Origin of the sequence: Eggerthella timonensis (assembly GCF_900184265.1) — a bacterium.
GTDB lineage: Bacteria > Actinomycetota > Coriobacteriia > Coriobacteriales > Eggerthellaceae > Eggerthella > Eggerthella timonensis.
Genome location: NZ_FXXA01000002.1, coordinates 2,956,178 through 2,978,088, shown reverse-complemented (window position 1 = coordinate 2,978,088; position 21,911 = coordinate 2,956,178). Strand labels below are relative to the sequence as shown.

General features: G+C 69.3%; 19 protein-coding genes. 18 read left to right on the top strand and 1 reads right to left on the bottom strand.

The features are described 5' to 3' along the window. Positions 1-6: 6 nt before the first annotated feature. From C1A15_RS12520 to C1A15_RS17045, 17 genes are all read left to right on the top strand, one after another. Positions 7-846, top strand: coding sequence for a transketolase (locus tag C1A15_RS12520; RefSeq protein WP_101722880.1), 840 nt, complete (start codon positions 7-9; stop codon positions 844-846). After that, a complete protein-coding gene (locus C1A15_RS12515; RefSeq protein WP_101722879.1) occupies positions 839-1,804 on the top strand; it encodes a transketolase family protein in 966 nt (321 codons plus the stop codon). Before C1A15_RS12520 ends, C1A15_RS12515 begins: the two co-directional genes overlap by 8 nt. A gap of 55 nt (positions 1,805-1,859) precedes the next feature. After that, positions 1,860-2,702 (top strand): cell division ATP-binding protein FtsE, encoded by an 843-nt coding sequence (ftsE, locus tag C1A15_RS12510; RefSeq protein ID WP_101722878.1) that lies wholly within the window; start codon positions 1,860-1,862, stop codon positions 2,700-2,702. After that, complete coding sequence (ftsX, locus tag C1A15_RS12505) at positions 2,695-3,600, top strand: permease-like cell division protein FtsX (protein WP_101722877.1); 906 nt, start codon at positions 2,695-2,697, stop codon at positions 3,598-3,600. Before ftsE ends, ftsX begins: the two co-directional genes overlap by 8 nt. Positions 3,601-3,614: 14 nt before the next feature. Then, the gene (locus tag C1A15_RS12500) at positions 3,615-4,892 is read left to right on the top strand and encodes a S41 family peptidase (RefSeq protein ID WP_101722876.1); all 1,278 of its coding nucleotides are present in this window, start codon (positions 3,615-3,617) and stop codon (positions 4,890-4,892) included. 3 nt (positions 4,893-4,895) lie between these two features. Then, the gene (gene rnr, locus C1A15_RS12495; RefSeq protein ID WP_101722875.1) at positions 4,896-6,959 is read left to right on the top strand and encodes a ribonuclease R; all 2,064 of its coding nucleotides are present in this window, start codon (positions 4,896-4,898) and stop codon (positions 6,957-6,959) included. 11 nt (positions 6,960-6,970) lie between these two features. Then, complete coding sequence (locus C1A15_RS12490) at positions 6,971-7,795, top strand: DUF2238 domain-containing protein (RefSeq protein ID WP_101722874.1); 825 nt, start codon at positions 6,971-6,973, stop codon at positions 7,793-7,795. A gap of 53 nt (positions 7,796-7,848) precedes the next feature. Further along, complete coding sequence (locus C1A15_RS12485) at positions 7,849-8,319, top strand: MarR family winged helix-turn-helix transcriptional regulator (protein WP_101722873.1); 471 nt, start codon at positions 7,849-7,851, stop codon at positions 8,317-8,319. Positions 8,320-8,642: 323 nt separating this feature from the next. Continuing rightward, positions 8,643-8,861 carry an acyl carrier protein gene (locus tag C1A15_RS12480; RefSeq protein ID WP_101722872.1) on the top strand — a complete coding sequence of 73 codons (219 nt, stop codon included), beginning with the start codon at positions 8,643-8,645 and terminating at the stop codon, positions 8,859-8,861. Between the two features lie 87 nt (positions 8,862-8,948). Then, the gene (locus C1A15_RS12475; protein ID WP_101722871.1) at positions 8,949-9,920 is read left to right on the top strand and encodes a nitronate monooxygenase; all 972 of its coding nucleotides are present in this window, start codon (positions 8,949-8,951) and stop codon (positions 9,918-9,920) included. An 11-nt stretch (positions 9,921-9,931) separates the two neighbouring features. Then, complete coding sequence (locus C1A15_RS12470; RefSeq protein ID WP_180953092.1) at positions 9,932-10,906, top strand: ACP S-malonyltransferase; 975 nt, start codon at positions 9,932-9,934, stop codon at positions 10,904-10,906. Between the two features lie 14 nt (positions 10,907-10,920). After that, entirely contained in the window at positions 10,921-11,685 is a 765-nt protein-coding gene (gene fabG, locus C1A15_RS12465; RefSeq protein WP_096226829.1) for a 3-oxoacyl-[acyl-carrier-protein] reductase, read from the top strand. Then, the gene (fabF, locus tag C1A15_RS12460; RefSeq protein ID WP_101722869.1) at positions 11,682-12,971 is read left to right on the top strand and encodes a beta-ketoacyl-ACP synthase II; all 1,290 of its coding nucleotides are present in this window, start codon (positions 11,682-11,684) and stop codon (positions 12,969-12,971) included. The genes fabG and fabF overlap by 4 nt, the downstream gene beginning before the upstream one ends. A gap of 19 nt (positions 12,972-12,990) precedes the next feature. Continuing rightward, positions 12,991-13,440, top strand: a complete 450-nt coding sequence (fabZ, locus tag C1A15_RS12455) for a 3-hydroxyacyl-ACP dehydratase FabZ (RefSeq protein WP_101722868.1) — start codon at positions 12,991-12,993, stop codon at positions 13,438-13,440. A gap of 19 nt (positions 13,441-13,459) precedes the next feature. Further along, the gene (locus C1A15_RS12450; RefSeq protein ID WP_101722867.1) at positions 13,460-15,994 is read left to right on the top strand and encodes an acetyl-CoA carboxylase carboxyltransferase subunit alpha; all 2,535 of its coding nucleotides are present in this window, start codon (positions 13,460-13,462) and stop codon (positions 15,992-15,994) included. Between the two features lie 151 nt (positions 15,995-16,145). Further along, on the top strand, positions 16,146-16,571 hold the full coding sequence (locus C1A15_RS12445; protein WP_101722866.1) for a hypothetical protein: 426 nt from the start codon (positions 16,146-16,148) through the stop codon (positions 16,569-16,571). Further along, on the top strand, positions 16,568-17,191 hold the full coding sequence (locus tag C1A15_RS17045; RefSeq protein WP_180953091.1) for a TetR/AcrR family transcriptional regulator: 624 nt from the start codon (positions 16,568-16,570) through the stop codon (positions 17,189-17,191). The genes C1A15_RS12445 and C1A15_RS17045 overlap by 4 nt, the downstream gene beginning before the upstream one ends. Here the strand turns inward: C1A15_RS17045 and C1A15_RS12435 are convergent. After that, entirely contained in the window at positions 17,188-20,460 is a 3,273-nt protein-coding gene (locus C1A15_RS12435) for a DEAD/DEAH box helicase (protein WP_101722865.1), read from the bottom strand. The genes C1A15_RS17045 and C1A15_RS12435 overlap by 4 nt on opposite strands. A 191-nt stretch (positions 20,461-20,651) precedes the next feature. On the opposite strand from C1A15_RS12435, the gene C1A15_RS12430 reads away from it, so the two are divergent. Beyond that, positions 20,652-21,869, top strand: a complete 1,218-nt coding sequence (locus tag C1A15_RS12430; RefSeq protein WP_101722864.1) for an MFS transporter — start codon at positions 20,652-20,654, stop codon at positions 21,867-21,869. Positions 21,870-21,911: the final 42 nt, after the last annotated feature.

Sequence of the window (21,911 nt, the reverse complement as noted above, 5' to 3'; positions counted from 1 at the left end):
AACAGCATGACCGAACTTGAACGGCGGGCGAACGAGATGCGCTCCGACATCGTGCGCATGATCGCGGAAGCGGGCAGCGGGCATCCGGGCGGATCGCTGTCGTGCGCCGACATCCTCGTGGCGCTCTACTTCGGAGGAGTGCTCGAGCACGATCCCGCGCGTCCCGACTGGGACGAACGCGACCGCTTCATCCTGGCGAAGGGCCATGCGGCGCCGGCGCTGTACGCGGTGCTCGCGAGCGCGGGGTACTTCCCGCGCGAGGAGCTGCTCACGCTGCGCAAGCTGGGCACGCGCCTGCAGGGCCACCCCGACTCGAGCCTCGTGCCCGGCGTCGAGGTGTCCACGGGCTCGCTCGGCCAGGGACTGTCCGTCGCGGCGGGTGCCGCGGCCGGCCTCAAGCTGGACGGTAAGGAACAGACCGTGTTCGCCCTGCTCGGCGACGGCGAGTGCCAGGAAGGCCAGGTGTGGGAGGCTGCCATGTTCGCGGCGCACCGGGGCCTCGACAACCTCGTGGCCGTCGTGGACCGCAACTGCCTGCAGATCGACGGCGACACGGCCGACGTGTGCGACCCGGGCGACCTCGTGGCGAAGTTCCAGGCCTTCGGCTGGGAGGCGGGCGAAGTGGACGGCCACGACATCCCCGCGCTCGTGGAGGCGCTCGCGACGGCGAAAGCGGCCCGCGACGGCAGGCCCCATGTTTTGATCGCGCGCACGGTGAAGGGCAAGGGCGTGTCGTTCATGGAGAATCAGGCGGGCTGGCACGGCAAGGCGCCTTCGCCCGAGCAGACCGAGACCGCGCTGGCCGAGCTGGCGGCGCTGAGTGGAGAGGAGCCCAGCCGTGGTTAAGCTGGCAAACGAAACGGAGTCCCAGGTCAAGCGCGCCACGCGTGCCGCATACGGCGTCACGCTGGCCGAGCTGGCGAACGAGGGCCTGCCCGTGGTGGCCGTGGACGCCGATTTGACGGGTTCCACCACCACGAAGAAGCTCGCCGACGCGGGCTTCGCCGATCGCCTGTTCAACTGCGGCATCGCCGAGCAGAACATGGTGGACGTGGCCGCCGGCCTCGCCGCGACCGGCCACATCGCCTACACCGGCTCGTTCGCCGTGTTCGGCACGGGCCGCGCCTACGACCAGATCCGCAACACCGTGTGCTACAGCAACCTCGATGTGAAGGTCGCTCCCACGCACGCCGGCATCTCCGTCGGCCCCGACGGCGGAAGCCATCAGATGCTCGAGGACGTCTCGCTCATGCGCGGGCTCCCGAACATGCGCGTGCTCGTGCCGGCCGACTACGCCGCCGCCCGCGCGGCCATCCGCCTCGCGGCCGAAACGCCGGGCCCCGTGTACGTGCGCATGGGCCGCGCGTCGGTGCCGGCCGTCTACGCCGACGGCGTCGAGCTCGAACTGGGCCGCGCCTACGTGCTGCGCGAGGGCGCGGACGCCACCATCGTCGCGTGCGGCGTGGAAGTGGAGCAGGCGCTCAAGGCCGCCGAGATGCTGGCCGCCGAGGGAATCGAGGCGGAGGTCATCGACGCGTTCAGCGTGAAGCCGCTCGACGAGGACACGATCCTCGCGTCGGTGGGGAAGACGGGGCGCGCCGTGGTCGCCGAGGAGCACAGCGTGTTCGGCGGCCTCGGGTCGGCCGTTGCCGAGACGCTCGCGCGCACGAATCCGGCCCCGGTCGAGTTCGTGGGCATGCGCGATCAGTTCGGCAAATCGGGCGAGTTCGAGGAGCTGCTCGACTACTTCAACCTGGGGTCGAGGGCGATTGTCGAAGCTGTGAAGAAGGTTATGGCCCGATAGTGCTTCTGCTAGAATCTACCCGTCTCAGTACCCTACTATTCGAACGGAGCACTCTGTGACGAACGACATCAGCCAAGGGGTTCCTGCGCGTCCCGTGCGACGCAGCGGCGCCCACGCGGCGCCCGCGCGGCAGACTACGTCGCAGCTTTCTGCGTCGCTGCCGGTGCTGGAAGTCGATGACATCCCCCAGCAGACAGGCACGCCGGTCATCACGTTCGACCACGTGACGAAGGTATATCCCGCGCAGCCCAACAAGCCGGCGCTCAACGACATATCGCTGCAGATCTACGCAGGCGAGTTCATCTTCCTCGTGGGCCATTCCGGTTCCGGAAAGTCCACGTTCATCCGCATGCTCATCCGCGAGGTGAAGCCCTCGCAGGGCCACATCTACGTCGCCGACGAGGACCTGACCACCATGCGCAACTGGCGCGTGCCTTATCTGCGTCGCAACATCGGCTGCGTGTTCCAGGACTTCAAGCTCCTGCCGAACAAGACCGTGTTCGAGAACGTCGCGTTCGCGCTCGAGGTCATCGGCAAGAGCCGCCACGTCATCAAGACGCAGGTGCCCGAGGTGCTGCGCCTCGTCGGCCTGCAGGACAAGCTCAACAAGCGTCCCGACCAGCTGTCCGGCGGCGAGCAGCAGCGCGTGTCCATCGCGCGCGCCATCGTGAACCGCCCGCCGCTGCTCGTGTGCGACGAGCCCACCGGCAACCTCGACCCGCAGACGTCGCGCGGCATCATGGACCTGCTCGAGCGCATCAACCGCACGGGCACCACGGTGCTCGTGGCGACGCACGACCGCGAGATGGTGGACAACATGCGCCGGCGCGTCATCGCGCTCGACCGCGGACACCTCACCCGCGACCAGGATCGGGGGGTGTACGGTTTCGATGTCTAGTTTCTTCTACTTTATCAAGGAGTCCGCCAAGGGCTTCACGCGCAACCTGTCGACGGCGCTGGGGTCCATCGTGACCATCTTCCTGTCGCTGCTCATCATCGGCGTGTTCCTCGTCGGCGGCTTCGTCATCGAGAAGCTCGTGTCGTCGGTGGAGAACGAGGTGTCCATCACGGCCTACGTGGCCGACGACGCCTCCGACGCCGACATCCAGACGGTCGAGAGCTTCATCGAGGGCCTCGACGGCGTGGCGTCGGTGGGCTTCACGAACAAGGATCAAGCGCTCGAGAAGTTCCGCGAGACGTCGACGTCCGACATCATCGACACGCTCGACGGCCAGAACCCGCTGCCGCGCTCGATCGACGTGGAACTGTCCGACCCGCAGCTGGTGGAGCAGGTGGCCTCCGCGATTCGCGGCAACACCACGTACCAGCAGATCATCGGGTACGACACGGTCGACCAGTCGCTCAAGTACGGCCAGCAGACGGTCGATCGCCTGTTCACGCTCACGAACTACGTGCGCTACATCGGCATCGCGCTCGTGGCGCTGCTCATCTTCATCGCGATGGTGTTCATCAACAACACCATCCGCCTGGCCATCTTGGCGCGCCGCAAGGAGATCGCCATCATGCGCCTCGTGGGCGCGTCGAACGGCTTCATCCGCGGGCCCTTCCTCATGGAAGGCGCGCTGCACGCCATCATCGGCTCGCTTTTGGCGGTGGGTTGCCTGGAGCTCGTGCGCACGCTCGCGCTGCCGAAGCTGCAGAGCGCGCTCATGTTCCTCAACTTCGACCTGAGCCTGAACACCTTCCTGTTCATCTACGCCGTGCTCGTCGGCGCGGGCCTGCTCATCGGCCTGCTCGGTTCGGCGTTCGCCATGCGCCGCTACCTCAAGGTTTAACGTGCTGAACGGTCATGGCCAAGCATACTGACACTTCGCAACTTGCGGCGTCCGCGCGCCGAGCGCGGGCCCGCAACATGCGCCTCATCAAGGCGTGTGCCGTCGTCATCGTCGTGGGCGTCGCCTTCGTCGCGGGTTTCACCGCGCGAGGCGACGCTTCGCTTCTCGAGTCGCTCGGCTTCACGTCGCTCGTCGTCGACGTCGATCGCAACCCGGGCTCCACGACGTCGGGCGACACTTACGACTCGCTCGGCGCGCGCGTGGAGGAGGTCGAGGGCATTATCGAGAACGACAGCCTCGACGCCTACGATCTGGGCATGGCCACGACCAACGTGCTGAACGCCCTGTCCGACACGACGGAGGACGCCTACCTGCGCTACTACGATCCGGCGCGCTACGCGGCGCTGTTGCAGGACAGCGCCGAGCAGTCGGCGGGCATCGGCGTGCTGTTCTCGGAGTACAAGGGGCGCGCTTACGCGGCCGACGTGTTCGAGGGGTCGGCCGCTCAGATGGCCGACGTGCGCAGCGGCGATTTCGTGGTGGCCATCGACGGCGACCGCGGGCACGAATGGACCACGAACGAGGTGACCTCCGCGCTCAAGCGCGAGGAGGGCGAGAGCGTCGTCATAACCTGGCGGCGCGCCGAGAGCCTCGACGACGAGGGCGGCGAGGAGTTCACCACGACGCTCGTGTGCTCGAACTACGCCGTGAAGAACGTGGAGACCGAGCTTTCCGACACGGTGGGCTACATCAAGCTGAAGCAGATCACGCAGAACGCGGCCGACCTTGTGAAGAGCGCCGTGACCGATCTCGAGGCACAGGGCGCCACATCGTTCGTGCTCGACATCCGCGACAATCCCGGCGGCTTCCTCACGCAGTCGGTGGACACCGCCAGCCTGTTCGTGAAGAGCGGCACCATCGTGAAGATCCAGACGAAGGCCGAGGAGACGTCCAAGACCTCCTCGCGGCCCTACGCGACCGAGAAGCCCCTCGTCGTGCTCGTGAACGGAAAGACGGCCGCGTCGGCCGAGGTGCTGGCCGCGGCGCTGCAGGACAACCAGCGCGCCACGCTCGTGGGGTCGACGACGCTCGGCAAGGGGTCGGTGCAGGTGACACGCGATTTGAGCTTCGGCGGCGCGCTGCGCTACACGGCCGCCTACTACAAGAGCCCGCTCGGCCACGATATCGACGGCGCGGGAGTCACGCCCGACGTGATGGTGGGCCTGGCCGACGGCGAGGACAACCAGAAAGCGCTTGCCATCGAAACCGCCCAGTCCCTTGTGAAGAGCTAGCCCATGGCGCGGACGCGTTCCCATACGCGCCGGCACCCTCGCAGCAATCCACGGGGCGTGCTGAGCGTGCGCGGAGGCGGCTTCGGCTTCGTGCAGACGGCGGAAGGCGAGTTCTTCGTGCCGGAATCCAAGATGGCGGGCGCTTTCGACGGCGATCTCGTGGAAGTTGCGCCGCTGCCCGTGCAAAACGGGCGCAAGAAGCAGCCGCACGAGCGTAAGGGCGACGTGCGCGCGGGCGAGAAGCCGGCGGCTCGCGTGCTGCGCGTCGTCGACCGCGCCCATGACACGCTCGTCGGGCGCTACGAGGTGGCCGAGCCCTTCGGCGTGGTCGTGCCCGAGGATACGCGCATCCCCTACGACATCTTCACGATGCGCGCCGACAATCCCGACGTCGAGGACGGGTCGCTCGTGCGCGTGCGCATCACGACGTTTCCCTCCCGCGCCACGGCGGCCACCGGCGTGATCGAGGACGTGCTCGGGCGCGCCGACGACGAGCGCGTGGCGGTGGACGTGGTGATCGCCCGGCACAAGCTGGAGACCTCGTTCTCGGAGGGAGCGCTCGCCGAAGCGCACGCTGCCGTGCTCGACGAGGACGGAGCGCTGGCGTCCGGGTACCGCGACCTGCGCGATCGGTTCACGCTCACCATCGATCCGGCTGACGCGCGCGACTTCGACGACGCGATCAGCATCGAGCCCATCGAAGCCGACGAGGTGCCGGAGCGGGCGGCAGGGGAGCGGGGCACCGGCATCCGCATCGTGGACGAGCGCGGGTTCGGGGCGGCGGCGTGGCGGCTCGGCGTGCACATCGCCGACGTGTCGCACTACGTGCCGTGGAACTCCTCGCTCGACCTCGACGCGCGCCGACGCGCCACGAGCGTCTACCTCGTGGACCGCGTGATCCCCATGCTACCCGACGAGCTGTCGGGCGATCTGTGCTCGCTCAAGCCCCGCGAGGCGCGGCGCACGATGACGGCCGACCTCTATCTCGACGACCGGGCGCGCCTCGTCGCCTACGACCTGTACCCGGCGCTCATCCGCTCGGATGCGCGCCTTTCGTACGACCAGGCGCAGGCCTTGCTCGACGAGCCCGCCGACGATGCGCTGTCGCGGAAGCTCGCGACGCTCTCGGGCATCGCGAAGCGGCGTCTCGCCGCGCGCGAGAGGGCCGGCGGGCTTGACTTCGACTCGGTCGAGGCGCGCGTGCGGCTCGACGACGAGGGCCGGCCGACGGGCATCGACTTGCGAGAGAAGACCGACGCCACCTCGCTCATCGAAGAGGCGATGATCCTCGCGAACGAGACGGTCGCCCTGCACCTGCGCGACGCGAAGTTCCCCGGTCTGTACCGCGTCCACGAGCAGCCTTCGGCCGACAGCCTGGCGGCGCTCGTGCCGGTGCTCCAGGAGTTCGCGTGGTTTCGCGACATCGACCAAGGCGACTTCGTCGCGGGCGATCCGCACGTCATCCAGCGCGTGCTGGCCGCGAGCGCCGGCCGTCCCGAAGGCGAGCTCGTCTCGTCGCTCGTGCTGCGCTCGATGAAGCGCGCCGTGTATCGCCCCGCCTGCGCGCCGCACTACGGCCTGGCGAGCGATGCCTATACGCATTTCACGTCGCCCATCAGGCGCTATCCCGACCTCGTGGTGCACCGCATGCTCAAGGCCCTCATCGGCGGCCGCCCCGAGAAGTTCGACCAGGAGACGTCGTCGCTCGCGTGGATCGCCGAGCATTCCTCCGACATGGAGCGGGTTGCGGAGAAGGCCGCGCGCGAGTCGCAGGAGCTCAAGATGATCGAGTACCTCGAGCGGTTCATAGGCCAGTCGTTCTCCGCGACGGTGTCGGGCGTGGCAACGTACGGCGTGTATGTGCGCCTCGACAACACGGCCGAGGGGCTCATCCCGAGCAAGAACCTCGGAAACGAGTACTTCGCGCTCGACCCCGTGCAGCACCGGCTGACCGGGCAGGACACGGGCACGTCGTATAGGCTGGGGCAACGGCTGCCCGTCGTGCTGACGGCGGCCGACCCGCGTGCGCGGCGCCTGGACTTCCGTCCGGCGCGCCCCGAGCGGTAGGGGATGCTGCGATGGGGCGCGTGCGCGATGTCTTCGAGGCCATGGGCCGCGAGGTGCGCAAGAACAAAGGCTCGTTCGCCGTCTACGTGGTGCTGCGCCTCATCGTGATCGCCTGCGCCGCCGGCGCGCTCGTGTTCGGCAACTACGAGGCGTTCTTCCTGTGCCTGCTCACGTTCGTGCTGCTCCTCGTGCCGACGTTCATCGAGGTGAACTTCAGCATCTCGATACCCGAGACGCTCGAGGTGGTCATCGCCTTGTTCATCTTCGCCGCCGAGATTTTGGGCGAGCTGTTCCGCTTCTACACCATCTTCCCGTTCTGGGACACGCTGCTGCACACGTTCAACGGCTTTCTGGCGGCGGCCATCGGGCTTGCGCTCGTGTCCATCCTCAACCGCTCGGAGCGCATCGCGTTCTCGCTGTCGCCGTTCTTCTGCGTAGTGGTGGCGTTCTGCTTCTCCATGACCATCGGGGTGCTGTGGGAGTTCTTCGAGTTCGGCATGGACCAGGCGTTCGGGCTGGACATGCAGAAGGACAGCGTGGTGACGAGCATCTCGAGCACGCTGCTCGATCCGAACGCGTCGCAGCATCCCGAACGCATCGACGGCATCGCCTCGGTGGAGGTGAACGGACGCGAGCTGGGTCTCGGCGGGTACCTGGACATCGGCCTGGCCGACACGATGGCCGATCTGTTCGTGAATTTCGTCGGAGCGCTCGCGTTCTCCGTCATCGGGTACCGCTACCTCAAGAGCAAGGGGCAGGGCCGGTTCGTGCGGCGCTTCGTGCCCACGCCGACGCCGCACGGCGATTGCGACGAGCAGGATACTTTGACTATCTAACTAATTGCGGTATGATGCGGGTGACGTGAAACGAAGAGCGAGAAGGAGGGAGCATGGACGGTTTCGCCATGGGCGCCAGCGCGTCGCGCAAGCGACGCGAGGATATCGACGACTTGCTGTCCGGAACGTTCAACTCCATCCTGCGCATCGAGGAGCAGTCGCTCGACAACCGGCTGACGCACGGCCTCACCATCACCGAGGTGCACACCATCGTGGCCATCGGCCTGCATGAGCGCAATCCCATGAACGTGGTGGCCGCGCGCCTGAACGTGACGTTGGCCACGCTGACGACGGCGGTGAACAAGCTGGCGAACAAGGGGTTCGTCGAGCGCACGCGCGCCGAGGACGACCGGCGCAAGGTGCTCGTGTCGCTCACCAAGAAGGGCAAGCAGGTGCTGCGCGCCCACAACCTGTTCCACCACCAGATGATCGACGAGGCGCTGGCCGGTCTTTCCGAGGAGGAAGAGCGCGTGTTCGCCGAGGCGCTGTCGAAGGTGAAGGCGTTCTTCGACGCGCAGGCGTAGCGCGCGGGGCGGGGGCGCTCGTGACGTCCGACGGGGAGCGGGGCACCGATGTTTCACGTGAAACATCGGTTCGCGCGAACGAATGTTTCACATGAAACATGCGGGCTGGGGAGCTGACGCCGGGCAGCCGGCAGCTTGCGCGCCGGACGGCAGCCCGGCGGGTCGCCGTTCGGCGCCGTCGGAACGCGGCCGATGCGCTGGCGCGCAGAAATCGTGGAGGGCGCGCGGGAGCCCTTGCAATCGGCGTCCCGTCACCATACCATTACTCCCGTAGAAATACTTTGATTATCAAACTAAATTGCACGACGCGAAAGGAACTGGCCATGGCTACCATCGACACCGTGAAGGACGTCCTCGTGGAGAACCTCGATCTCGAGGCCGACAAGATCACCGAGGAGGCCACGCTCGAGTCGCTCGGCATCGACTCGCTCGACATGGTCGAGCTCATCTGCGACCTCGAGGAGAAGTGCGACTTCGAGTTCGGCGAGCCCGAGGGCATCGAGACGGTGGGCCAGCTGGTCGCGCACATCGACTCGCTGTAAAGGCGCGTTGACCGGGCCCCGTTACGGGGCCCGTTTTGCCGAAGCCCGCGCGGCGGGCGCATGGGATACGTTTTGAGGAGCTGAGCCGTGAAAACGAGGATTACGGAACTGCTGGGCATCGAGGTGCCCGTCGTGCAGGGCGCGATGGCGCGCATCGCCGACGCGAGCCTGGCCGGCGCGGTGAGCGAGGCCGGCGGCCTCGGCATCATCGCGTGCGGCGGCGCGCCGCTTGAGTGGGTGGAAGAGCAGGTGCGCATCGCCCGCTCGATGACCGACAAGCCCATCGGCGCGAACGTCATGCTCATGGATCCGAACGCGGGCGAGACGGCCGAGCTTCTGGCGAAGCTGCGCGTCGACGTCATCACGACGGGCGCGGGCAGCCCGGCGAACTACATGCAGCTGTGGAAGGACGCCGGCATCAAGGTGGTGCCCGTGGTTGCCTCGAGCGCGCTGGCCGCGCGCATGGAGCGCCTCGGCGCCGACGCCGTGGTGGCCGAGGGAACCGAGGCCGGCGGCCATATCGGCGAGCTCACCACGATGGCGCTCATCCCCGCGGTGTGCGATGCCGTGTCCATCCCCGTGATCGCCGCCGGCGGCATCGCCGACGGGCGCGGCATGGCCGCAGCCTTCGCGCTGGGCGCCGAGGGCGTGCAGGTGGGCACCCGCTTCCTCACGGTGGACGAGTGCACCATCGCCGACGCTTACAAGGACAAAGTCATCGCCGCCAAGGACGCCGACACCATCGTCACGGGCCGCGGCAGCGGGCATCCCGTGCGCTGCCTCAAGAACAAGTTCGCCCGCACCGTCCGCAAGCTCGAGGGCGACGTGGCGGCCAATGGCGACGAGCTGGAGGCCATGTACGCGGGCTCGCTCAAGCGCGCCGTGGACGGCGATGTGGACAACGGCACGATGATGGCGGGGCAGTCGGCGGCGCTCGTGCACGAGCGCGCGACGGCGGCCGAGGCCATCGCGGCCCTGGTGGCCGAAGCCGAGGCGCTCGGAGCGCTCGATCTTTGCGCTACGGCGAAATTGAACGCGCGGCGCGGACGCGCATGGTAAGGAGCCTGCCGATGAACGACGAAAAGGGGCTTCGGAATCCTGTGGGCGCGGGCGCGCCCGTCTTCCTGTGCTCGGGCCAGGGCTCGCAGAAGCCCGGCATGGGCGCCGACCTCATGGGCGTGCCCGAGGTGCGCGCGACGTTCGCCTGCGCCTCCGACGTGCTGGGCTTCGACGTGGCCGACCTCGTGCTCAACGCAGAACCCGAAAAGCTCAACGACACGCGCAACGCCCAGCCGGCGCTGTGCGCGCTGTCGGTGGCCGTCGCCCGCGCGCTCATGGCGCGCGGCGTGGAGCCGGCGGCGGTGCTGGGCTTCTCGCTCGGTCAGGTGAGCGCGCTCGCCGTGTCGGGCATGCTCGCCGACGAGGCCACGTTCGCGCTCGTGAAGGCGCGCTCGGAGCTCATGGCCGAGGCCGCTGCGGCGCATCCCGGCGCGATGAGCGCGCTGCTGAAGGCCGACGAGGATGCCGTGCAGACGCTCTGCGACGAGTGCGCCGAAGGCGACGTGCTCGTGCCGGCGAACTTCAACTGCCCGGGGCAGATCGTCGTGGCGGGCACGCCGGAGGCCGTCGAGCGCGCCGAGGAGGCGTGGGCTGCGGCGGGGAAGCGCTCGTCGCGCCTGGCCACGTCGGGCGCGTTCCACAGCCCGCTCATGGCCTCGGCTGCCGAGGGGATGGCCGCCTATTTGGAGAACGTCGAGTTCTCGGAGCCGCGCGTGCCCCTCATCTGCAACGTCACCGCCGCGCCGCTGTCCGCCGTCGACGCGCGCGAGAGCCTCGTGCGCCATCTCACGAGCCCCGTGCGCTTCGACGCGAGCGTGGTCGCGCTCGCAGCAGCCGGCGCCGACACGTTCGTCGAAGTGGGCTTCGGCGGCGTGCTGGCCAACCTCGTGAAGCGCATCGACAAGACCGCGACGCGCGCCTGCGTCCAGGACCGCGCGAGCTTCGACGTGCTCCTCGCCGCCCAGGCCGCGCCCGATTCCGAATAGGAGCCCCTTCTCCCATGACCAACGAAACCGAAACCCCGCGCCGAAGCGCGGTCGTCACCGGCTCGAACCGCGGCATCGGCCGCGCCGTGGCCGAGGAGCTCGCGCGCGCGGGCTTCGACGTGTGCGTGAACTGCTCGAGCGAGCGCGGCCTCGACGAGGCCCGCGCCTTCGCCGCCGCCCTCGAGGCCGACTGCGGCGTGCGCGCCATCGCGGTGGCCGCCAACGTGGCCGATGCCGCGGAAGCCGCCGCGCTCGTCGATGCCGCCCACGAAGCGTTCGGCCGCGTCGACGTGCTCGTGAACAACGCGGGGATCACGCGCGACGGCCTTCTGGCCCGCATGAAGGAAGAGGATTTCGACGCGGTGATCGACGTGAACCTCAAGGGCACGTTCAACTGCTGCAAGGCCGCGGCGCAACGCATGATGAAGCAGCGCTACGGGCGCATCGTCAACCTGTCGAGCGTCGTGGGCGTGGCGGGCAACGCGGGCCAGGCGAACTACGCCGCCTCGAAGGCCGGCGTGATCGGCCTCACGAAGTCCATCGCCCGCGAATTGGCCGCGCGCAACGTCACGGCGAACGCGGTGGCCCCCGGCTTCATCGCCACGGACATGACCGACGCGCTGTCGGAGAAGCAGCGCGAGGCCATCCTCGGCCGCATCGCCTCGAAGCGCCTCGGGGAGCCGGAGGACGTGGCGAAGCTCGTGCGCTTTTTGGCGAGCGAGGAGGCCGGCTACATCACCGGACAGGTTATCTGCATCGACGGAGGTATGTCGCTATGAGCGAGAACAGCATGAGCACGGGCGCCACGCGCCGTGCGGACGGCACGCATCGCGTGGTCATCACCGGCATGGGCGCGGTATCGCCGGCCGGCGTGGGCGTGGGGGCGCTGTGGGATGCGGTCATGGGCCGCGCGTGCTGCATCGGCCCGGTGACGCGCTTCGACACGGCCCACTTCGACGTGCACATCGCCGCCGAGGTGCGCGATTTCGACCCGTGCGAGCACGGCATCTCGAAGAAGGAGGCGCGCCGGTTCGAGCGCTTCGTGCAGTACGCCATCGTCGCGTCCGACGAGGCGCTGGCGCAGTCGGGCCTCGACCTCGAGGCCGAGGACACCACGCGCATCGCGTGCGTGTTCGGCACGGGCATCGGCGGCATCGACGAGCTGCAGAGCGGCTTCTTCACGCTGGCCGAGAAGGGGCCGAAGCGCGTGAGCCCGCTGTTCATCCCCACGATGATCGGCAACATCGCAGCCGGCAACCTTTCCATCCGCTATGGCTTGCGCGGCGAGTGCCTGAACGTCGTGACCGCGTGCGCCACCGGAGCGCACTCCATCGGCGCGGCCGTGCGCGATATCCGCCACGGCTACATCGACGCGGCGCTGGCCGGCGGCTCGGAGGAGTCCGTGTCGCCCATCTGCCTGGCCGGGTTCTCGAACCTCGGCGCGCTGTCGAAGGCCGACGACCCCTCCCAGGCATCGCTGCCGTTCGACGCGCGCCGCGCCGGCTTCGTGGCGGGCGAGGGCGCGGGCGCCGTGGTCGTCGAGTCGCTCGAGCATGCGCTCGGCCGCGGTGCTGAGGTGCTCGCCGAGATCACGGGCTTCGGCTCAACCGGCGACGCCTACCACATGACGGCCCCCGAGCCCAGCGGCGAGGGCGTGGTGCGCGCCATGCGCCAGGCGCTCGAGGAGGGCGGCTTCTCGCCGGAGGACCTGGGGCACCTGAACGCCCACGGCACCGGCACGCCCGCCAACGACGCCACCGAGTCCAAGGCGCTGCTGGCCCTCGTCGGCGAGGAGGCCGGGCGCGCCGTGCCGGTGACGTCCGTGAAGGGCGCGACGGGCCACACGCTGGGCGCCGCCGGCGCCATCGAGGCCATCGTCTGCGCCCTGTCCGTGATGAACGACTGCGTGCCGCCCACGGCCGGCTTCGCCGAGGCCGACCCGGAGTGCCCGGTCAACGTCGTCACGGAGGCGAAGACGAACTACCCGCAGAAGGTGGCGCTGTCGAACTCGCTGGGCTTCGGCGGGCATAACGCCTCCTTGGCGCTGTCGCCGTACCGCGCGTAGACTGAAAGGAGCAGGACCTATGGACATTGAGTACCCCTGCGGCAAGGACGTCGTCGAGGCGGTGCTGCCGCATCGCGACCCGTTTAGCTGGGTGAGCCGTGTCGTCGCGTGCGAGCCGGGCGTCGAGGTGACCGCCGAGCTCGACGTCGATCCGGAGCTCGCGCTGTTCGCGGGCCACTTCCCGGGCCACCCCGTGCTGCCGGGCGTCATCATCATGGAGGCGCTCGCGCAAGCCGCCTCGTTCTGCATCCTCGTACAGCGCGGTGCCGAGGGATCCATTGGCTTTCTCACCGGCATCGATGGCGCGAAGTTCCGCCGCCAGGTGAGCCCGGGCGAGACGCTCACCCTCAAGGGGCGCATCGTGAAGTCCTCGTCGCGTTTGTGCGTGGCCGAGGTGGAGGCGAGCGTCGACGGCCAGCTGTGCGCGTCGGCCACGCAGAAGTACGTGCTGGCGAAAGCGGAAGCGTAAAAAAGCGAGAGGTCGTTCGATGAAGAGTGCCAAGCAGAACTACATCACCATCGGCTCCGACGGCACGGTGCTGCCCCAGGGCGCGACGCGCGCCGCGGCTCCGGCGCCGGAGTCGGCCGACGTGGCCTACCGCCTCACGCGCATGGCCGAGGAGGCGGCGGCCGGCCAGCTGGCCGCGCCGAACGCGCACGACGCGGCCGACGCGGCCGACTACACCGCCGTGCCGCGCGCGCTGGCGACCGCTTCCCCGCGCCAGGCGGGGATGGCTGCCGATGCGGCCCCCAAGCCCGTCGCGCTCGTGATGGCGCGTCCGAAGACGGCGAAGCGCCTGTTGCAGGCCGTGTCCGATGCCGGGTTCGCGGCATGCGCCGTGTACACGCAGGACCACCGCGGCGACGGGCACCTCAAGCTGGCCCAGAGCGCGGTGAGCTTGGGCGAGAAGTACTCGGACGCCTTGTTCTGCAACAGCCACGCCGTCTTGACGGCGGCCGACGCTTGCGGCGCCTCGGTGGTGCTGCTGTGCGACGAGGCGCTGCCGCTGGCCGAGGTGGACAGCTTCCTCGCGCGCACGGCGGCGCACGGCGTGCGGGTGTTCCGCCCGCTCAGCAACGACGCGCCGCTGTTGGGCTGGGTGCTGTGCACCACCGACAAGCCCGCCATCGACGGCGACTCGTGGCGCGCGTGCCCGCACTGCGGCCTCAAGTTCGACGGCCCCAGCTTGGCGGCCGGCCACTACGTGTGCCCCACCTGCGGCGGGTACCTGCGCATGTCCTCGAGCGAGCGCATCGACGACTTGCTCGACGCCGACAGCTTCGTGGAGTGGAACCGCTCCGTCCCCGAGACCGATCCCCTCGCATTCCCCGGCTACTTGGGCAAGCTGGAAGCCCAGCGCGAGAAGACGGGCCTCGAGGAGGGCGTGCGCACGGGCGAGGGCCGCATCGCCGGCCTGCGCGTGGCCATCGGCATCATGGAGTCGCAGTTCTTCATGGGCTCGATGGGCTCGGTGGTGGGCGAGAAGGTGGCACGGCTCGTGGAGCGCGCGACCGACGAGCGTCTGCCCGTGGTGGTGTTCACCGCGTCGGGCGGCGCGCGTATGCAGGAGGGCCTCGTGTCGCTCATGCAGATGGCGAAGGTGTCGTGCGCGCTCGAGCGCCACGCCGAAGCCAAGCTGCCCTACATCTCGGTGCTCACCGACCCCACGACGGGCGGCGTGACCGCGTCGTTCGCCATGCAAGGCGACGTGATCCTGGCCGAGCCCCGCGCGCTCATCGGCTTCGCGGGCCAGCGCGTCATCAAGGACACCATCAAGCAGGAGCTTCCCGAGGGATTCCAGACGGCCGAGTTCGCGCTCGAGCACGGCCTGATCGACGCCATCGTGGAGCGCGGCGAGCTGCGCGGCACGCTCGCGCACCTGCTGGCGCTGCACCTGGCCACGGCCGTGGCGTCGCGCGACTTGCACGAGCCCGGCGACCGCGACATCCTCGTCAGCTACGAGGCGGTGCGCGAGAATCTGGCCAGCGGAGCCGCCACGTACAACACGGTGACGTACGGCGATCTGACCGTGGGCGGCCTGCCGTTCGCCGGGGCCGCCGGATCGGCATCGCGCAAACTGCGCGGGCGCATCGCCGCCGTCACCGAGCGCTTCGACCGTCGCGGGTCCTCCCGCGCCAAGCGCCTCGAGAAGGCGCTCAGCACGGGCGGCTTCGACGCGGAGGCCGGCGTGTCGCTGGAGGACGCGTCCGCCGCGGCGCGCGAGGCGAGCGCGCCCGCGTCGAACCGCGCGTGGGAGAGCGTGCAGCTGGCGCGCAACGTGCACCGCCCGACGGCGCTCGCCTACATCGACGCGTTCGTGGACGGCTTCATCGAGCTGCACGGCGACCGCATGTTCGGCGACGATGGCGCCATCGTGTGCGGCCTCGGCTGGATCGGCGGGCGCGCGGTGACGGTGATCGCCCAGGAGAAGGGCCGCGACTTGCGCGAGCGCATCGCCCGCAACTTCGGCTGCCCGCAGCCGGAGGGCTACCGCAAGTCCCTGCGCCTCATGCGGCAGGCCGAGAAGTTCGGCCGCCCGGTGGTGTGCCTCGTGGACACGCAGGGCGCGTTCTGCGGCATGGAGGCCGAGGAGCGCGGGCAGGGCAACGCCATCGCCGACAACCTGCTGGCGCTCGCGGGCCTGCGCGTGCCCGTGGTGAGCGTGCTTCTGGGCGAGGGCGGCTCGGGCGGTGCGCTGGCGCTCGCGCTGGCCGACCGCGTGGCCATGCAGGAGCACGCGGTGTACTCGGTGCTGTCGCCGGAGGGCTTCGCGTCCATCCTGTGGAAAGACCGCACGCGCGCCCCCGAAGCGGCCGCCGTGATGAAGATGAGCGCCGCGGAAGCGTGCGAGATGGGCATCGTGGACGCCGTGCTGTCCGAGGGCGCGGGGCCTGCGCACGAGAACCCCGAGCAGGCGGCCGAGGGCGTGCGCGCGTACGTGTGCGCCACCCTCGACGAGCTGTGCGGCGTGCCTGTGCCCGAGCTGCTGCGCGCCCGCTACGAGCGCTTCGGCAAGTTCTAGGCCCGAGCCCTCGTCCCGCAGAAGCGCCCCGCCCTCCGGCGGGGCGCTTGTCGTTTGCGCGCCGCCGTCTCCCTCCCTTGCAAGGCTAACGATTGTTAGCTATACTGGCTCCCATAAAGCTAACGATCGTTAACCGATAGGAGGGACCCTCATGCTTGATCGGCTTGCGCGCGGGTTCGCGCTGTTCGTGAACTGGTTCAATGGGGCGTGCGCGGTCGTGTGCGGCGGCCTCATGATGGTTCTGGGGCTTACGGGCGCCGACAACGCGTTTATGCCGCTGTCGGTGTACGACGGCTTCCCGCTGCACGACGTGTTCTTCACGAGCCATTTCTGGCCGGGGCTCGCGCTCGTCCTCGTGAACGGCGTGCCCAATCTCGTCGCGCTCGCGTTGCGGTTCCGCGGCGAGCGGGCGGCGTCGTACGCGGCGGGCATGGCGGCGGGCGGGCTGCTCGTCGCCTGGACGCTCGTCGAGACGGCGTTCATGCCCAATCCTGTCACGGTCGTCTACCTGGTCATCGGCGCTCTGCAGCTGGCGGCGAGCTGGCGCGCCCGCCGCGCAGAAGGCGCGCGCCCGTGACGGCGCGGCGCAACACGAAGGAGGCGGTGGCGAAGGCGGCTCTGCGGCTGTTCGCCGAGCACGGGTACGACGGCGTGAGCATGCGCGACATCGCGGCGGCGGTGGACGTCAAGCCCGCTTCGCTGTACAAGCATTTCTCCGGCAAGCAGGCGCTGTTCGACGCCGTGGTCGAGCGCATGGACGCCGCCTACGAGCGCTTCGCGGCCTCGCTCGGCACGCCGTCGGGCGAGGTCCCTCAGCTGGCGGGCGCGTACGCCGCCCTGCCGATCGGGGCGATCGAGGACATGGCCGAGGCGCAGTTCCGCTATTGGACGCAGGACGAGGAGGCCGTGCTGTACCGGCGCCTGCTCACGCGGGAGCAGTACCGCGACGCCGCCATGGGCGCGCTCTACCGCGGCCGTTTCGCCGACGGCCCCATCGCGTACCAGGCCGCGCTGTTCGACGGCATGGTGCAGGCCGGGGCGTTCGCGCCGGGCGACGGGCGGCTCATGGCGCTGGAGTTCTTCGCGCCGCTCATGACGCTCATGCAGATGCACGACGGCTGCGAGGACGATGCCGCCCGCGCCCGGGTGACGTCCCTCTGTCTCACCGGGCGTCTCTCTGTCTCACCGCCCCCCTAGCCCTCGAGCAGGTCGAGCAGCTCCTCTTGGCTGAGCGTCGCAAGCGACACGCCGCCGGCGCCGATCACCTGGTCGGCGAGGTCGGTCTTCGCGTCCTGCAGATGCAGGATGCGCTCCTCGACGGTGTCCTTAGCGATGACCTTGTGAACGCTCACCACCTGCGTCTGGCCGATGCGGTGCGCGCGGTCGGTGGCCTGGTTCTGCGCGGCCGCGTTCCACCAGGGGTCGGCGTGCACCACCACCGACGCGCCCGTGAGGTTGAGCCCGGTGCCGCCCGCTTTGAGCGACACGAGGAAGACGGGCGTGTCGTCGTCGTTGAACCGGTTCACCAGCTCGAGCCGGCGCTTCTTGGGCGTGGCGCCCGTGATGGTGAAGTAGGGCACCCTGCGCGCGTCGAGCACGTCGGCGATCAGCTGGAGAAAGCTCGTGAACTGCGAGAACACGAGCGTCTTCTCGCCGGCGTCCATGGCCGACTCCACGATCTCGGCGATGGCGTCCAGTTTCGCGGCGTGGCCGGCGTAGTTCTCGTACAACAGGCGCGGGTCGCAGCACAGCTGGCGCAGCTTCGTCAGCTCGGCGAGGATCTCCACCTTGCGCTCGCGGAACTGCCGGTTGTTGCGGTTGTTCTTCTGCAGCGTCAGCGCGTCGCGCAGCTGCTGCTCGTGCGCGGCGTACAGGCGCTGCTGCTCGCCCTCCATGGGGACGTACACCACCGATTCCAGCTTGTCGGGCAGGTCCTTCAGCACGTCGGCCTTCAGGCGGCGCAGCATGAAGGGGGCCACGAGCGATCGCAGCCGGCGCGCGGCGTCCTCGTCGCCGCCGGTGATGTCCAGCTCGAAGTGCTCGCGGAAGCGCATGTAGGAGCCCAGCAGGCCCGGCATGAGGAAGTCGAAGATGCTCCACAGCTCGCTCAGGCGGTTCTCCATCGGCGTGCCGGTGAGGGCGAAGCGATGGCGCGCCCGCACGCGCTTCGCGGCGCGCGCCGTTTTGGTGGCGTGGTTCTTGACGTACTGGGCTTCGTCGAGCGCGCAGCAGTAGAACTCGCGCGCGGCGACGTCGTCCGCGTCGATGCGCAGCAGGTCGTACGAGGTGATCAGCACGTCGCAGCAGCGCCCGTCGCGGGCGAGCTCGCTTTCGCGCGCGTGGCGGTCGCAGGCTTCGGAGCGGATGCGCATCCGCTCGCGCTTGGCGCCCACCGCGGCGCGCACGTCGAGGCCGGGCGCGAAACGCTCGAACTCGGCCATCCAGTTGTACACGAGCGATGCAGGGCAGACGACGAGGCTGGGGCCCACGGCCCGAGCCTCGCTCTGACGCGCCAGCAAGAACGCGATGAGCTGCACCGACTTGCCGAGGCCCATCTCGTCGGCCAGGATGCCGCCGAGGTCGCGGTCGGCGAGCGCGCTCATCCAGCGCAGGCCCTCGGCCTGGTAGGGGCGCAGCGTGGCGGCCAGCTGCTCCGGAACGGGGCAGGGCTCGGCGCTGGCGGCCCGGAAGCTCTCGAGGTAGCGTGTGAAGGGGCGGTTGCGCTCGGCGTCGTCGAACTGCTCGTCCAGGTAGAACGCGTGATAGGCGGGCAGCTCGACCTGGCCCGCGGCCAGCTGCTTGGGCGTGAAGCCGAAGTCGTCCGCGAGGTGGTCGAGCTGGGCCAGGTCGTACTCGGCGAGGTTGAGGTACGCGCCGCTCTTCAGGCGGTGGTAGCGCTTGCGCCGCCGGTAGCTCGCCAACAGCGCGGCCACCTCGGCCGGGGGCAGGTCGTCGGCCGACACGGTGAGGTTGATGAGGTTGCCGGCCAGCGAGATGCCCACCGACAGGCGCGGCTTCTTGTCGACGAGCAGGCGGTCGAACGCAGGCGTCGTGAACGACTCGCCGAGCGCCTGGAACTCCGCGAGCCCGCCGAACACGAGGTCCGCCACGGCGGCCTCGTCGGCCAGCTGGATGGCCGGGGGCGCCTCGAACGTGTCGAAGTACCGCTTGGCCAGCTTCTTCGCCCGCCCTTCCAGCCGCTCGTCGCGCAGCGGGCCGGTCTCGTCTCCCGCTGCAGAGTCGAACAGCGGGTAGCGGCGGCTTCCGTACACGGCCTGCGCGGAGCACGTGACGTCGCGGTCGGTCTTGTCGAAGTAGAATTCCAGCTTGCACGGCACGGGGCGGAACAGCTCGATCTCGGGCGGCGTTTCCACATGGAGGCGCTGCTCGATGGCGGGCAGCACGGTGGCGCAGAACAGCGGCATGTCGGCGAGGCTGACGAACAGGCGCGCGTCGTCGTTGTCGTAAACGGTGCGCAAAAAGCCGGCCGTGCGCGCGAAGTCGGCCGAGCAGCGGTAGAACGTGTCGTCCTGCCACAGGTACATGCGGTCTCCCTGGGCGACGAACGGCAGCTCGTCGGGCTGGACGATGGCGTACCCGCCCTCGTCGGTGCGCTCAACCCGGACGTCGATGTCGGGGTCGGCGCTCACGATGCGCGCGTGCGTGAGGGAGCGCGTTCCCCAGTCGGTGCCTTCGACGGTGAACGGGCGGCCGTCGAGCAGGTCCAAGAGCTCGATGAGCTCGTAATCCGACAGGTCGAGGTCGCGCCCGATCTGGTCGCGCCCGCGATAGCGCAGAAACGCGGTGCCGGCGGCCTGCTCGCGTTGGGCCACCGCGCGGTCGAGGAACCGGGCGATAGGGCGCGCCTGGTCGGCGAGCAGGGAGGGGACGTGCGTGAACGCGAGCTTCTTGCCGTAGGAGAACCGCTCGCCGCGGCGCATGCGCCCCATGAAGTCCGAGATGCTCTTCATGACGTAGCCGCCCTGCGGCCCGACGATCCTGAAGTGCGCCGACCACGATCGGTAGCCGTAGACGATGGTGGGCTCCAAATCGATGCCGCCGGCTTCCTCCGCCTCGGCGACGGCCTTGCTGCGCGCCATGAGTTCGAGCAGACTCGCGGATGTCGTCGGCGCGCGATGGGCGCGATAGCCCATGAACTTCTCGGGCGCGGACAGGTACGACAGCGCCAGCGCCGCGCAGTGCTTGCACATGCCGTCGTGCTCGCGGTAGGCGGGGCAGGTGCACGCGTAGTCGACGACGGCTCCCTCGCCCTCGTCGAACGTGACGGAGGTGCGGTAGCGGTCGGTCCATCCGCTGCTGCTGGCCACGAACGCGGACAGCGTGGTCTCGGGCGGGTTGTAGCGCACCTGTTTCGTGAGGATGTTCCTATCCGAGGCGGCGATGGACTGCGCTCGTGCCAGGGTGCGCGCCGAGCACTGTCGGCTGATCTCGTCTTCGGATAGCATGCGGTGCGGTGTCCTCCTCGGTGGAACGTTTCAGAACATTTGTACCATGGTATCAGACTTTCGGCGATGCGGGCCCCTTATTCGCGGCGGGCGGGTGTTCCCTCCATGATTTCGAGGTGCTATGCTGGGCGCAATCGCTCCTCGCAGGGAGGAATGCGGGCGGAATTCGCGGGGGACGGACGGGTGGTGCCATGCGCGCGCATGCGGTCGAAGCGGTAGGGTCGAGTCTTTCCCGGCAGGAGCCGGATCGGGGCGCGGGACGGGGCGTGCGCGGCCTCGCCATCGCCACGTTCGCCTTCGTCGCCGTGTTCGCGGCCTCGGCCGTGCCCATCCCCTTGTACTCGGAGTACAAGGTCGCCATCGGCCTCACCGACGCCGATATCTCCGCCACCATGCTCATGTACCTGTTCGGCGTGATCCTGACGCTGTTCCTCTCGGGGTCGCTCTCCGACGCAGCCGGGCGCCGCCCGCTCGCCGCAGCGTCGCTGTTGCTGGCCATGCTCGGGTGCTTCATGTTCCTGCGCGCCGACGGCCCTTCGGTCGTGCTGGCGGCGCGCGCCGTGCAGGGGGTGTCGTGCGGTCTGGCCATGAGCGCGACTTCGGCCCTCGTCGTGGATTCGGCGGAGGGGCGCTACGAGGGGTTCGGCCTCGCGGTGGCCGGATGCGGGGCGCTGTTGGGCGTGATGGCGGGCTCGCTTGCCGTGGGCGTGCTGTCGCTCGCCACGGCGCAGCACGAGCTGATCTACTGGATCATGATCGCCCTGCTCGCGCTCGGCGTGGTGCTCGTACCTGCCGCGCCCGAGACGGTGCTGCGGCGCACGCCGCTACGCACCGCGTGCAAGCCGGTGATCGGGGTGGACGCGAAGCTGCGCGGCGTTCTGCCCATCGCCGCGTGCGCCTACGTCGCCTCGTGGGGCGTGGGCACGTTCTTCCAATCGTTCAGCTCGCCGGTGGCGGTGGAATGCTTCGGCTCGAACGACCCGTTCGTGGCGTCGGCCATCCTCGCGCTGTCGATGGCGCCGAGCGCGCTGGGGGCGCCGCTCGAGGCGCGCATGCCGTCGGGCGTGTCGCTGCGCGTGTCGATGGCGGCCCTTCTCGCGTTCACGTGCGCGATGTGCGCGGCCATGGCGGCCGGGGCGCTGGGGCCGTTCCTCGTGCTGGTGGCTCTGTTCGGCCTGTCCACGGGCATGTGCCTGTCGGGCAGCCTGCGCCTCTTGTTCGCGAAGTCCGACATGCGCAGCACGGCGACGGTGGTGTCCACCATCAACCTCATCGGCTATACGGGGTCGGCCGTGCTCAGCGGGGCGATGGGGGCGCTCGTGGGCGCGACGACGCTCGTGGGCGTGCTCGCGGCGCTGGCCGGGTTCGCGGCCGTGGCCGCGGCGGCGGTGTTCGTGCGCACGCGCTAGCGCGACGCGGTTGCGGGCTTTGCTATACTGATGCCCGCCAAA